The sequence below is a fragment of the Chitinophaga silvatica genome (assembly GCF_003419895.1).
Taxonomy (GTDB): Bacteria; Bacteroidota; Bacteroidia; order Chitinophagales; family Chitinophagaceae; genus Chitinophaga; species Chitinophaga silvatica.
This window is the reverse complement of sequence record NZ_QPMM01000007.1, coordinates 286669-301104: the sequence shown is the minus strand read 5'-3', so window position 1 is coordinate 301104 and position 14436 is coordinate 286669. Positions and strand designations below refer to the sequence as shown.

Annotated in this window: 9 protein-coding genes; 3 read left to right on the top strand and 6 right to left on the bottom strand. The window is 38.6% G+C overall.

The window, feature by feature from the left end:
• Positions 1–13: 13 nt before the first annotated feature.
• Complete coding sequence (locus DVR12_RS14705) at positions 14–433, bottom strand: DoxX family protein (RefSeq protein WP_116976551.1); 420 nt, start codon at positions 431–433, stop codon at positions 14–16.
• A gap of 104 nt (positions 434–537) precedes the next feature.
• Here DVR12_RS14705 and DVR12_RS14700 point away from each other — a divergent pair, with 104 nt between their 5' ends.
• Positions 538–1395: a winged helix-turn-helix domain-containing protein gene (locus DVR12_RS14700; RefSeq protein WP_147323464.1), complete on the top strand. Its 858-nt coding sequence runs from the start codon at positions 538–540 to the stop codon at positions 1393–1395.
• 2 nt (positions 1396–1397) lie between these two features.
• Here the strand turns inward: DVR12_RS14700 and DVR12_RS14695 are convergent, their stop codons facing one another.
• Both DVR12_RS14695 and DVR12_RS14690 read right to left on the bottom strand, forming a co-directional pair.
• Positions 1398–1796 carry a hypothetical protein gene (locus DVR12_RS14695; protein ID WP_116976547.1) on the bottom strand — a complete coding sequence of 133 codons (399 nt, stop codon included), beginning with the start codon at positions 1794–1796 and terminating at the stop codon, positions 1398–1400.
• Between the two features lie 114 nt (positions 1797–1910).
• The gene (locus tag DVR12_RS14690; protein WP_116976546.1) at positions 1911–3035 is read right to left on the bottom strand and encodes a hypothetical protein; all 1125 of its coding nucleotides are present in this window, start codon (positions 3033–3035) and stop codon (positions 1911–1913) included.
• Positions 3036–3485: 450 nt separating this feature from the next.
• Here DVR12_RS14690 and DVR12_RS14685 point away from each other — a divergent pair, with 450 nt between their 5' ends.
• Complete coding sequence (locus tag DVR12_RS14685) at positions 3486–10514, top strand: MBG domain-containing protein (RefSeq protein WP_116976544.1); 7029 nt, start codon at positions 3486–3488, stop codon at positions 10512–10514.
• Between the two features lie 88 nt (positions 10515–10602).
• On the opposite strand, the gene DVR12_RS14680 is transcribed toward DVR12_RS14685, so the two are convergent.
• A complete protein-coding gene (locus tag DVR12_RS14680) occupies positions 10603–11154 on the bottom strand; it encodes a hypothetical protein (RefSeq protein ID WP_147323463.1) in 552 nt (183 codons plus the stop codon).
• 261 nt (positions 11155–11415) lie between these two features.
• Here DVR12_RS14680 and DVR12_RS14670 point away from each other — a divergent pair, with 261 nt between their 5' ends.
• Positions 11416–12555, top strand: a complete 1140-nt coding sequence (locus DVR12_RS14670) for a glycoside hydrolase family 43 protein (protein WP_116976538.1) — start codon at positions 11416–11418, stop codon at positions 12553–12555.
• Between the two features lie 132 nt (positions 12556–12687).
• On the opposite strand, the gene DVR12_RS14665 is transcribed toward DVR12_RS14670, so the two are convergent.
• Together DVR12_RS14665 and DVR12_RS14660 are read right to left on the bottom strand one after the other, a co-directional pair.
• Positions 12688–13722, bottom strand: a complete 1035-nt coding sequence (locus DVR12_RS14665) for an aminotransferase class V-fold PLP-dependent enzyme (protein ID WP_116976536.1) — start codon at positions 13720–13722, stop codon at positions 12688–12690.
• Complete coding sequence (locus tag DVR12_RS14660; protein WP_116976534.1) at positions 13703–14224, bottom strand: GNAT family N-acetyltransferase; 522 nt, start codon at positions 14222–14224, stop codon at positions 13703–13705. Before DVR12_RS14660 ends, DVR12_RS14665 begins: the two co-directional genes overlap by 20 nt.
• Positions 14225–14436 lie beyond the last annotated feature (212 nt).

Below are 14436 nucleotides of genomic sequence, written 5' to 3'. Positions count from 1 at the left end.
CTCTTAATATTTTTTATTTCGAGGATTTATCCAGTAAAATCTTATCCAGACTGTAATTCCCTCCACCCATAATCAGCAAATAAACAAACAGTATAAGTAACAGGAACGGAGGTTGATCCTCTGTGAATATTTTTCCTGAACCCATGATAAACGTTATAACCGACATATTGATCACCAGTACGGTAGCCGCGAACCTTGTCAATAATCCTAAAATCAGGAGTATTCCTCCAATAAACTCTGACCCTTTTCCTAAATAAGCCATGAAAGTCGGAGCCGGAAAATGCAAGTCGGTAAGCCAGTCAATATTTCCTTTCATATGAATAGGATTAAAAGTTCCCATTCCATGAACCATAATCAGTAATCCGGCAATTATGCGGATAAGTATTAACCAATTTTCTGCATTAACCTTTGCTGTCAGCATTTTTCTAATCATAAAAATTAAGTTTAATAAATTTTCAACCGAAGGTAAAGGAGCAAGTATGCAGGGGTAGGTAAACGAGTGTAAAAAAGTGTAAATTGAAACGTAAAATTTTTAGTGTGAGGCATTTATATACACGATTCACAATTCTGTTTCTTCTTGTAACATTCAGTTTAAACAGTGTAGCACAGGAGGTTTCAGAACAGGAAAACCGCAAACTTATCCTGTTCAGGCGTCTGGGCCACCGCTTATTATTAACTGCCGGTGATAGTACATCAAGAGTAACCGTACATCAGTCTTCAAATCATTCTTACCAGATTTCAGGCGAGCGCCCGTTTAAATTAGTTCCAGACTCGCTGGTCAATATTGCTGAAATATTACTTAAAGACCAACAAATCATTGGTTCCTATACCTTAACAGTAAGCCAGGCAAATTCTGGTGAAATCGTTTATGGTTTTACCAGTGAAGATATAATTAAGGGAAATGTGGCTTGTGTAGGCAGATCAATGCACGAAGGACAGTATATTATTAATATTCAGCTTCCTTCAGATTCTGGTAGTGGCTATGTTACTCCAATTCTTTCCGGTTTGCTGGTTATTGTTTCAGCAACAGCGGGAATACAGTTTTATAAAAAACGAAAACAACCTAAACAACAAGCTGTACCAACTAAGTCAGCAGCGAGGGGAATTGCAATTGGCAGTTACACTTTTTGTCCGGATACCGGAGTTTTGATTCATGATGCCGAAACTACAGCGCTTACAGCAAAAGAACTAACACTGCTCAACATCTTTGTAAGACAGATGAATCAGGTTATAGACAGAAACCTCCTCCTGAAGGAAGGCTGGGAAGATGAAGGGGTTATTACCGGCCGTAGTCTGGATATGTATGTTTCAAAACTCAGGAAAAAGTTCCAAAAGGATGCATCAATCAGTATTAAAAATATTCATGGCAAAGGATATAGTTTGAATATTAGCTAAATTTATTTTTTAGACAATAAAACTATACCAGTAAGTAATGCAAAAATAAGTGTTATTACCGCGAAGCATTTTTCGAATATGGTGGCCGCAAAAATGTTCCCTAATGTATTGAGTAAATAAAGAACAACGAATACCCACAGGAGTATATTAATGAGTTTATTTGAAACTTTTATATTGATGTAACCTCCTTTGATCATTACAAGAAAGCTGAAAAGCAAATTAGCTGCTATGGAGATCGTTTCAAGGAAATACATATCTCCATCATTCTTTAACCTTCCACCCCAGACAATATCGTACGGGATGAATTTCAATATAATAGCCAGATGAAGTAGTAATACCAGTGTGTTTAGCAGCAATAATAAACGAATAGAAATTCTTTCTATAGCAACAGATGTAGGCATAATGGTAAAGGATATGGGGGTAAAGATATTGATTCTGAATGATAGAGAAAAGTGCGAGGTTAGTTAATAAACTATAAGGCCTGCAAGTTACACAAGCCTTATAGTTTGATTTGACTATTTTTGATTAGATGCTTGCTCTGCAGGCTTATGATATAACATTTTGGTTATATTAATGGTACCTGAAACAAATACCTGTAATTTTTTTGCACCAATTGCATAATCAGAGCCAATTCCCAACCCTGAAATGATTGATGAATTATTTGCAAAGATATCCTGGCCTTCCGCTACATTGAGATATCCACCTATTCGGTTTTCAGTTTTCCCATTCATTGTTTTCTCAATAACGTAATAGGGAACGTATGTCAATTGCAGAGTGGTTTGAGTAACTTTTTTGTATTTTATTTCTACCGGCCTAGGCATCATTGGAAAGGCAATACTACCTCTTAAAGTAGCTACATTTTCCGGGGTTCCAAGTTTTCCGGTTTTACCTGTAATACTAATCAGAGATTCAGTAATCAGTTTAGATTCATACAATTCATAATCGCCCAGATTCTTAGCTGATTTCCCATAATCAAGCGCTCCTGTTAGGACTACTCCCCAAAAGAGCTTTGGTCTGGGTTTAAAGTAAATATTCCATTCAACATTGATACCTACCTGATAAAGTCCTTGTTTATAGCTTTTTGCATTTGCAGTATCAAGAAGAGTAATCGGTTGCCTTTCATAATGAGCACCAACATGCCAGCTTTGCAAAGTTTTACCTTTCAAAGAAAAAATGTTTGCCATATTGTTGAAGGCATCAATATTTTTCCCATAACCTAATCCAACACCCCAACTTAAATCTGAACTTGAGATATCTAAAAGATTCGATGCAACATTCCCTATATTTCCAGTAATAGAGATACTTTGCCCTTCTGAAACTGTAAAATGCCTGGAATTATTAAGACTATCATCTTTGTCTTCTATACTGATAATTGAGTCGCCTATTAACTTAAATTTTCCCGCTTTAAACGAAACAGTATCCTGCATACGGGGTACAAAGTATTGTATTGGGCTGAAAATTCTTTGCTCATAATTTAATTCCAATGCCTTGCTGGCAGATTTTACAGTTGCAGATCTTTTCCCAGTTTGACGAAAAGTAAATATATCCTTTCCCTGACTGTCAGATGCAATTGTCTGAGCGTCAGCAGTAAAAGTATGTAAAGAAACCAGTGTACCGATTCCTAAAAGTTGCCATTTCATGGTAATGAATGATTACAGTGATTATTGTGTTTAATTGAAAGCGGGATGTATACCATTTCAGATATCTATCTGATAGAATACCGGGGTAGTATTAATATTAAAGTGTAATAATTGAGGTTCGTGACATAAAATTACCAGTTTAATAATGATAAATACGGCCTTAAGGGATTGGTTAGAATTATAAACTACACTTTTCGGAGAACAGGTTAAAATTACAGACTTGCTTTACGTATATACGACAACGTTAATCACTAAAAAGTGTGCCAATTTTTAGCTAATTATTGTTTTCCTCTTCTCAAATAATAAAAACGCATTATATTTACACCCGGTTTCGAATAATATAGGCAGTACACTAACCAAATGCACCTGAGTTACCTATGAAATATCTGATGTAACTCACTGAGTGAGTGTATGCATTTTATCCCCCTATTCTCATATTATCGACAGTAAATGAAACAGTACTACTTATTTCTCCTGCTATTACTTTGTTATTTTCCATCTTTTAGTAACACAAATGATTTTACTACGTCTGGTAGCAACTGGGTTAAAGCAAAAGGAAGTTTACCAACCTTCAATTACACTCCAGATGTCAATGGTATTCTATATGTTAAAAAGGGAGCTACCGGCACCGGAGATAGCTGGAATAATGCTGTTGGTGAATTGGCGGATGCCTTACTGGCTGCAGCAACTCAAAGTACTATTCATGAAATTTGGGTGGCCGGGGGTATCTATTTTCCAAAGTATCCTGTTGATGGGATATCAACTAATCCACGTGATTGCTCCTTTAAACTGGTTGCCGGTCTTAAGATTTATGGCAATTTTGCCGGTACTGAAGCTACGCCGGGAGACAGAAACCTGAATAATACTGCCAATAAAACAATCTTAGATGGCAACATTGGCGACCCATCCCTGGAAAACGATAATACTTATCATGTGGTATTGGGAGTAAATGATCTTCAAAATGCGATATTGGATGGAGTAACAATCAGAAACGGAATTGCAAATTTTGCATCTTCAGTCCCAGTTGATAATATGCTTATCTCCCGCCACTACGGCGCTGGCCTTTTTTTGACAGGTGCTGGCGATTGTATTTTAAGAAACCTTGAAATAATAAATAACAAATCTATAGCCCTTGGAGGCGGAATCTTTTGCTTACAAAATAATAGCCTTGTAATCGAAAATTCAATTATAAAAGGAAACAGCGGAGATCTTTGTGGAGGTGGTATTAGTATCAATAGTTCTCCTACTATAATAATTAACAATACAGAACTTTCAAGCAATTCGAGTACCATCGGTGGTGGAATTTATGCCGTTCTCGCCACTACAGTTTCTCTCAATAACGTTACCATTAACTACAACATTGCAACATCTCAGGGCGCAGGATTTTATGGCTCATCTATAAACCAACTGGATGCTTATAATATAAAAGTTCGGGGAAACAGTGCTACAACAGCTGGCGGAGCCTTCTCCTGTAATGGAGGAAAATATTCATTTGTTAATGCGCTTATAACCGGCAATTTTGCGACTAATAGGGCTTCTGCTTTTAACTTTCTTAATTGTGACTACATGCTGATAAACAATACAATTACTGGAAACAGTAACTCCATTGCAGGTTATACTATCAGTACTGTTGGTCCGGTTACCGGAAAGATTTATAATACCGTTCTTAGTGGAAATACAAATGGAATAACACCCATTCCCACTCCGGATATACAATATTCACTAATCCAGGAAATGGGTGCTGATAATGCAACTCACCGACTCAATGGACTCACAGCCCCTCAGTTTACCATTCCTGTAAACTACCAGGATGCTCCTACTGCGGTTGGTGAATTAACCTTAATGTCTGCAAGTCCGCTTAAAAATGCAGGAAGCAATGACTTATATCCCGGATTAAATGCCGGAACGCTCGATTTAAATGGCCAACCACGTGTTGCAAATATGGTTAATGGGGGGAAAATCGATATCGGGGCTTATGAAATTTCAGCCTTTCCACAAACCATTGCAGTAAATCCCATAACTAAAAATTATGGAGATGCAGACTTCAACCCGGGAGCCACTGCTTCTTCAGGTTTGGCTGTACAATACAGCTCTGCAGATAAGACTATCGCAGACGCCTATATCGATCCATCAGATAACACCTGGAAAATCAAAATAATTAAAGCCGGAACAGTTCAGATTACAGCCTCCCAACCCGGAGATGGTACTTATGCTGATGCCTCCAATGTATTTACGCTTACCATAAAAAAAGCTGAATTAACAATTACTGCAAACGATGATTCTAAAACTTATGATGGTATTGCCTATACCGGAGGTAATGGTGTTACCTACACCGGGCTTGTAAAAAATGAGACCCCAGGTGTATTGACAGGTACACTATCGTACACTGGGTCATCACAAAATGCAATAAATGCAAATTATTATTCAATAACACCAACTGGCTTTACCTCCGATAATTATTCCATCACTTATTCATCAGGCCAGTTAACAATCAGCAAGGCTACACTTACTGTTACTGCAAAAGATGCCTCTAAAACATATAATGCAATGACTTATAATGGTGGTAATGGTGTCGACTACACTGGATTTGTAACTGGTGAAACATCTACCATTGTTACAGGCACCGTAACATACGGTGGCAATGCTCAAAATGCCATCAATTCCGGAACCTACACTATTATCCCCGCGGGATTAAGTGCACCTAATTATAATATTCAGTATGTAAATGGTACCCTTACAGTAAATAAAGCCCCTCTTATAGTTACGGCAGTAAACGATACCAAAACATATGACGGTCTTGCGTATCATGATGGCAACAATATTACATTTTCCGGATTTGTGAACAATGAACCTCCGGGAGTTGTAACCGGAGTTTTAACCTATGGAGGTACTGCCCAAAATGCCGTAAACGCCGGTACCTACAGCATTACACCATCCGGACTTAGTGCATACAATTATTCCATTACCTATGTAGATGGAACGCTGACTATAGACCCGGCAACACTTACCATTACCGCCAGAAATGATTCCAAAACTTACGATGGTTTAGGATATACCGATGGTAACGATGTAGACTTCTCTGGTTTTGTAAATGGCGAAAATCAATTATTAGTTACTGGTAATTTAACTTACAACGGAGACGCTCAAAATGCTATCAATACCGGCACTTACCATATTACCCCTGCCGGGCTTAACGCTCCTAATTACACTATTGATTATGTAGATGGTACGCTGACTATAAACCCGGCAGCGCTTACCATTACTGCAAGAAATGATTCCAAAACTTACGATGGGTTAAGTTATAGCGGAGGGAACGATGTGGACTACGCTGGATTTGTAAATGGCGAAAATCAATCGTTAGTCATTGGCAATTTAACTTATAACGGAGACGCCCAAAATGCCATCAATACAGGTACCTACCATATTACACCAGCCGGACTTAACGCGCCTAATTATACTATTACTTATGTAGATGGAACGCTGACGATAGACCCCGCAACGCTTACCGTTACTGCAAGAAATGATAGCAAAACTTACGATGGGCTAAGCTATAGCGGCGGTAATGACGTCGACTACACGGGATTTGTAAATGGCGAAAATCAATCTTTAGTCACTGGTAATTTAACTTATAATGGGGATGCCCAAAATGCTACCAATACAGGCACCTATTATATTACGCCTGCCGGACTTAACGCGCCTAATTATAATATTGACTATATAGATGGTACGCTGACGATAGATCCGGCAACACTTACCGTTACTGCAAGAAATGATTCCAAAATCTATGATGGATTAAGCTATAGCGGGGGGAAGGATGTCGACTACGCTGGTTTTGTGAATGGTGAGTCTCAATCTTTAGTTACTGGTAATTTAACTTATAACGGAGATGCTCAAAATGCTATCAATACAGGCACCTACCATATTACGCCTGCCGGGCTTAACGCACCTAATTATACTATTGATTATGTAGATGGTACCCTGACTATAAACCCGGCAGCGCTTACCATTACTGCAAGAAATGACAGCAAAACTTACGATGGGTTAAGTTATAGCGGGGGTAACGATGTCGACTACGCTGGATTTGTAAATGGCGAAAATCAATCGTTAGTCATTGGCAATTTAACTTATAACGGAGACGCCCAAAATGCCATCAATACAGGTACCTACCATATTACCCCTGCCGGGCTTAATGCTCCTAATTACACTATTGATTATGTAGATGGTACGCTGACTATAAACCCGGCAACACTTACCGTTACTGCAAGAAATGATAGCAAAACCTATGATGGATTAAGCTATATCGGCGGTAACGATGTCGACTACGCCGGATTTGTAAATGGCGAAAATCAATCTTTAGTTACTGGTAATCTAATTTATAACGGAGACGCCCAAAATGCGATTAATACCGGCACATACCATATTGCACCTACCGGGCTTAACGCGCCGAATTATACTATTGATTATGTAGATGGTACCCTGACTATAGATCCGGCAATACTTACCGTTACTGCAAGAAATGATTCCAAAATCTATGATGGATTAAGCTATAGCGGGGGTAACAATGTAGACTACTCAGGTTTTGTGAATGGTGAATCACAATCTTTTGTTACTGGATATTTAACTTACAACGGAGACGCTCAAAATGCTATCAATTCCGGTACTTACCATATTACACCTGCCGGGCTTAACGCGCCTAATTATACTATTAATTATGTAGATGGTACGCTGATTATAGCCCCGAAAACACTTACCGTTACCGCAAGAAATGATTCCAAAACCTATGATGGATTAGGCTATAACGGGGGTAACGATGTGGACTACGCTGGATTTGTAAATGGCGAAAATCAATCTTTAGTTACTGGTAATCTAATTTATAACGGAGACGCCCAGAATGCCATTAATACCGGCACTTACCATATTACGCCAGCCGGGCTTAATGCTCCCAACTATACTATTGATTATGTAGATGGTACGTTGACTATAGATCCGGCAACACTTACCGTTACCGCAAGAAATGATTCTAAAACCTATGATGGATTAAGCTATAGCGGGGGTAACGATGTCGACTACGCTGGATTTGTAAATGGCGAAAATCAATCTTTAGTTACTGGTAATCTAATTTATAACGGAGACGCCCAAAATGCCATTAATACCGGCACTTACCAAATTATACCAAATGGGCTTAACGCTCCTAATTATTCAATTAATTACGCGAATGGCTCCTTAACCATTAGCACAGCTACCCTTACTGTTACTGCGAAAAATGATACAAAAACTTATGATGGTATTAGCTATAATGGTGGAAACGATGTCGACTATTCAGGGTTTGTAAACAATGAAGGTATATCAGTAGTCACAGGCGTTCTAAGCTATACTGGTTCGGCGCAAAACGCTATTAATAGTGGTACCTATATAATAGTTCCTTCCGGACTTAGTGCATACAATTACACAATTAATTATGTAGTTGGCACACTCACCATAAATAAGGCACCACTTACAATTACAGCCAGGAATGATGATAAAACCTATGACGGCGTTGCCTATAGCGGTGGTAACTATGTAGATTATTCAGGATTTGTTAATAACGAATCTGAAACTGTAGTTACTGGTAATTTAACTTATGGAGGTACCTCGCAGGGAGCTGTAAATACTGGTACCTATGATATTCTTCCATCTGGCCAAAGTGCGGTTAACTATAGTATTACCTACCTTCCTGGTAATTTAACTATCAATAGAGCCAATCTAACTGTTATTGCAAATGATGCCACCAAAACCTATGACGGTCTTCCATATACCGGAAGTAATGGCATTACTGTTTATGGCCTGCTGAACGGAGAAACACAATCAGTTCTGGGCGGCAGTTTAACTTTCACAGGAACCTCTCAGGGAGCTATTCATGCCGGTTCTAATTATTTGATTACACCTTCAGGATTAATTTCCAATAATTACAATATTAGTTTCCAGGATGGTAATCTGACTATTCAAAAAGCCGGCTTAATCATTAAAGCATTAAATGTTCAGAAAACGTATGATGGACAACCCTATAACGGAGGCAATGGCGTAAGTTACTCTGGCCTGGTTAGTGGAGAAACGGCTGCTGTACTGGGTGGAAATCTTAGTTATAGCGGTAATTCCCAGGGTGCTATCAATACCGGTAGTAGCTATAAGATAATACCTGATGGCTTAACATCCATCGACTATCAGATTTCTTTCGAAGATGGTATCTTAACTATAAATCCTGCAACCCTTATTATTCAAGTTAATAATGTAAGCAAATGTTATGGAGATAATAATCCTACTCCCAATATCAATTACAGCGGTTTTGTAAACAATGAATCATTACAGGCGCTTACCAGTATTCCTATTGCTTCAATAACTGCCCAACAGTTTTCTCCGTCCGGGAACTATCCGATTCTTGTTACCGGAGCAACAGCCCCTAACTACAACATCATTTATCAAAATGGATTCCTGGTTGTAAATCCTTTACCAGTATTCGGGATTTCATCTTCTTCCAATATTTTATGTGACGCTAATTCAGTTGTCAACCTAACAGCAAGTGGAAACTTAAACCTGCAATGGATGTTGGATAATTCTGCATTACCTGGTAATAGTTCCCAACTGGCGGTCACCAAACCAGGTACCTATTCAGCAATTGGCACTGATATGAATGGATGCGTTGCGGCAGCTTCTAATAAAATTACCATCAATCAACAAGCTCCAATTCAGTCTGACTTTTCATTCATAAATTCTTGTATTAATGTTCCTGTTCAGTTTATAAATCACACGACTTCTGCAACAGGAAATTTAAGCTATACCTGGACTTCAGGCAATGGACAACAGAGCAATCAGACGGATGCTAACTTTACCTATATGGCTCCCGGTACTTATGATGTTACATTAACAGCTGCATCAGATGTTTGCCCACTTTCCGGTAGTCAAACTACCAAAAGCCTGACTATCGTCACAGCGGATCCCGGACTGCGGCTTCCAACTGTCACCACCTCTGTTGGTCGGCCTACCAGGCTGAAAGCCAGAACTATTCCTGGTGCTACCTATAACTGGACACCAACCTTTGGACTTTCTGCCTGGAGCGACCAGGAAGTAACTGTAACGCTCGACAACCCTCAGAAGTATCTTATCAAAATGGACCTTCCATCAGGATGTACCAGTACAGACACATTACTGGTTGTTGCAATACCTTATACTGATATCCTTGTAGCTAATGCATTTACGCCAAATGGAGACGGACAAAACGATATACTGCGGGTTAATCTTAGGGGCATGCGACAACTTAGCTATTTCAGATTATACAACCGTTCAGGATTTCTGGTGTTTGAAACCAATAACGAAAAAATTGGTTGGGATGGTAAATTGAAAGGAGTATTACAACCATTTGGTACCTATGTATGGATGGCTGAAGCCATAGACAACAATGGAAAGGTTGTTCAAAAAACAGGATCTGTAGTATTAATACAATAAGAAATAAAGAGGTATTAAAAGTAATTTTACCTGATGAAGAAAGTTTGTCATCAGTTTACTTTTAATACCTCTTCTTTTTGGTTGAAGACTATTTAGCCCACATGGCAGCAAAAATATTACCACCTGGTGTTTTGCAAAAGCTAAAGATTCTTCTTTTATATCCTTGCTTTAATAAATCCTTGTTCACAGTATTATAAGTTGCATAATCAAGACCATGTCTAGCCTGCCAAATCATTGGAGTAGGGTATTTATCATAGATTACGCAATAAATAACATGGCCTTCTACGCAGGCTACATTGATATCTGACGGTATAAACCCTTTGCTGGTCCAGGTATTAAATTCAGTTTGATATGCAGATGCACTTAGCCCATGCCTGGCAACCCAAGGTGACGAATTCGTTCTTTTTTCAAAAATTGCCCAATATCCGGGTCGGGGTACTTCGCCTGGATCATAATCAATTACTTGTAAGGTTTTTGACCATACCTTAATAGGCCTGTACCCTTGTGCCACTAGTTTATTAAACTCTTTTTGATACAGAGTTGAGGTAAGATTTTGAAGTTCTTTTTGTTGAGCATGGGCCAATACATGAAAAGTTAGCATTAATAAGGTCATGAAACTGAATCTGAAAATGTATTTCATTGCTGAAGTTTTGGGTGTTACAAAATTGAATCTCTCGCTTCTGTGGCAAGTAAGCCCGCAGGTATTATATAAAAATACAGGTTATAGGTATCTAAAGTTAATTATACCGTATGCATTCTTTTTGCACCTGTTTTTGTTGCGCTGCTATTAAATTACCAGAGCCTTTATTTAACCTTTGGAATCATAAATTGAAAATCAAATACTAAATCACTTTCATTTATAATTTCCTACAGTTATATTTGTCAACTTAGCAATTATACGATGAATAAAGCAATCAAAACCACAGTCGCATTCTTTCTGCTGGCATTTGCAAACAACTCCGGAACATTTGCACAATCCCAAAGTACTTTTAAGAATCCACTACCAGTAAGTTTTGGGGATCCTTATGTACTAAAGGTGAAGGGAAATAAATATTATATGTATGGCACAGGAGGTATGGCGAAAAATGGATTTGCCGCTTATTCATCAACCGACCTTGTGAACTGGAAAAATGAAGGGCAGGTATTTTATGCCGGTAACCGAAATGGGTGGAGCGACTCTACTGCCGCCTGGAATGGGGCTTATTGGGCGCCTGAAGTATACGAGTATAAGGGTAAGTTTTATATGTTTTATAGCGCCCAGTGGAAAGATAACCCAGGTAAAGACCTTGAAAACTTTCGTATAGGTGTGGCAGTAGCTGACAACCCAACCGGCCCATTCATCGATTTATCTACAAAGCCGGTATTTGACCCGGGATACCCCATTATAGATGCTAACGTATTATTCGACCCAAGCGGTAAAATCTATCTCTATTATTCCCGTTGCTGCTATAAGCACTCTGTTGAAAGTGACGTAGCTTCCTGGGCCAAGGAAAAGGGATGGTTCGAAAATATTGAAGAAAGCTGGGTATATGGAGTTGAACTCAAACCAGATTTCAGCGGGGTAATTGGAGAACCGGTATTGTTATTACGCCCACCAGTAAAAATGGATGATAAACAGGCAGAATGGGAAAGTCGCTCCGTTACTTCAAAAGAAGTTAACCGTCGCTGGACCGAAGGTTCTGTTATCTTCAAAAAAAGTGGCACTTACTATATGATGTACTCCGCCAATTATTTCGGTGGTAAGAATTATGCAGTAGGTTATGCTACTTCAAAAAGTCCGCTCGGCCCCTTTGTTAAAGCAGCTAATAACCCGGTATTGCAGAAAAATACTGATAAAGGCGGAGCAGTAACAGGAACTGGTCATAATAGCATTACCTACTCTCCCGATGGTAAAGAAATGCTCTGTGTATATCATGCCCGTACTTTAGCAACAGGTGATGAACGTGTAGTGTTTATTGACAGAATGAAGATCCTGAAAGATGGAAAACTAGTGGTAGAAGGGCCTACGACTACACCACAATTAGTTCCAAAAAGAAAATAAGTTAACATTCCTGGAAGGCCATATCAAAAAAGTGAGGTGCAGCCTCCTTTTATTCGGGTAACTGATGGAGCCAGGTATTCATTTAAGCAATCCTCAGGATGTTCGTACTTTTGATATATCCTCATTTATCTGCTAAAAAAGATGCTTCATACATTCTTCAAGAGTGTTAGCAGCATAATCTAATTGCTTTTCATGGTAATAACCCAGTACGGCTAATTGTACCCAGTTTCTTTTCATCAGATACTCGCTCTCATAACTCAGAACAATATTCTTCTCATCCATAAAGTTTGTAAATACGGGCTTCTTTCCTTCCGGAAGTACGATAGTCAAAACTTTTGAATGGCGATCACTGAACGGTACTATACTATATTGATGCATGATGTCATAATACTTATAGCTATACTGATGAATCATGTTGGTATGTTCTGCTGTATGCTTTTGCATGATAGCAGTATGCAGCGCATTAATCAGATTGGAAGAAATAGTAAAAGGAATATTGTTTTTAAGGGAATAATTTGCCAGATCAAGATAAGTAGGAGTAGAATTGCTGGATAAAGGAGTAGTATTGGAAAATACCAATGCTAATCCAGGGTAGGCACCAAGACCTTTACCTGATGAAGCTGTGGCCATGGTAATTTTCGACAGATTTAGGGTAGTGGTTCCAACAGAACTCATACAATCCGCAAAACATTGAACATGATAAGCAATGCATAGATCCGCAATCCCATCCAGGTTATTAAGAACACCGGTTGATGTTTCACAATGACAAAACAGTACCCAATGTATTTGACCGGAAGCCAATATAGTCTCAAGTTCCTGAAGCTCAAAGCGTTGCCCCCATTCCTTTACATGGGTAGTAAAACTGATTCCGATTCGTTCGGCCTGATTGATCAACCGGGAGCCAAATTCTCCGTTAGAAAGGATTAATCCTTTAGTTCCCAGGGTCTTTATCTGGTGCAACATTGCTTCATTGGCGAGTGTACCGCTTCCATTCATCACAAAAGAGTGACGAACAGATAACATATTGCATAAGGCGGACAGTGTATCGTCCAGGAGCTGACGGAAATGTAGTGACCTGTGAGAAATCGTTGGTGCACTAAGAGCATTTCGTACTTCCATAGAAATATTCACGGGTCCGGTACTAAGATTAATTTGTTCCAAAGTCATTGCGTAGGTTAGTTACAGTAATATACATGGGTTGAAAAAAGGCACCTTCAGTGCCAACCAATCCACCAAAGGGAACAAAGCCCAATTTGGTATATAATTTAGTTTGTCTGGTAGTTCCTGAAATCACAGCAGTATCGATGCCCTGCTTCAGCAGTTCGTTACACAGATGTTGTAGTAACCGGTAAGCTATAGAGATCTTCCTTTCAGCTATTTCTACACCCAATAATCTAATTTCAGCAAGCCGGGTATAAGGTGGGATTAGTTCATCCAGCTTCTCTACTTTTCCATCAAGAGAAAATGGTCTGATTTCATTATAGCAAACCATACCAATCAGATGGTTATTTTTCAATGCAATCAGATAGTTATTCTTAAAGTGAAATTTGTCTATCAGTTTTTTATCAGTATTAACGGGATGTTGAGGAATCTCTTCTACGAATAACCTGTAGTTTAATTCATGAATCTGTTCAAATTCATTTGGCTTATCCGCAATTTTAAAAATCATTGGGAATAAAGTTGTGGTATAGGTTATACAATAATAGTTGTAACAGTTTCACTATTGGCTATAGCTTAAATTTAAATAGTGCTAGGCAGATGCAGTAATTAAATTACAAAAAATTACCCTGACTGACAATTAAAATAAATTAATTCGGAAAATTTCAGTATTTCAGGCAATTAAAATAGCCTGAGAAGCATTTCCTTAATAAAAAATTATAG

Excerpts from the sequence above, each read along its gene's own strand:
- DVR12_RS14705 (WP_116976551.1), bottom strand. The coding sequence starts at position 433 with ATGATTAGAAAAATGCTGACAGCAAAGGTTAATGCAGAAAATTGGTTA.
- DVR12_RS14695 (WP_116976547.1), bottom strand. The coding sequence starts at position 1,796 with ATGCCTACATCTGTTGCTATAGAAAGAATTTCTATTCGTTTATTATTG.
- DVR12_RS14690 (WP_116976546.1), bottom strand. The coding sequence starts at position 3,035 with ATGAAATGGCAACTTTTAGGAATCGGTACACTGGTTTCTTTACATACT.
- DVR12_RS14685 (WP_116976544.1), top strand. The coding sequence starts at position 3,486 with ATGAAACAGTACTACTTATTTCTCCTGCTATTACTTTGTTATTTTCCA.
- DVR12_RS14680 (WP_147323463.1), bottom strand. The coding sequence starts at position 11,154 with ATGAAATACATTTTCAGATTCAGTTTCATGACCTTATTAATGCTAACT.
- DVR12_RS14670 (WP_116976538.1), top strand. The coding sequence starts at position 11,416 with ATGAATAAAGCAATCAAAACCACAGTCGCATTCTTTCTGCTGGCATTT.
- DVR12_RS14665 (WP_116976536.1), bottom strand. The coding sequence starts at position 13,722 with ATGACTTTGGAACAAATTAATCTTAGTACCGGACCCGTGAATATTTCT.
- DVR12_RS14660 (WP_116976534.1), bottom strand. The coding sequence starts at position 14,224 with ATGATTTTTAAAATTGCGGATAAGCCAAATGAATTTGAACAGATTCAT.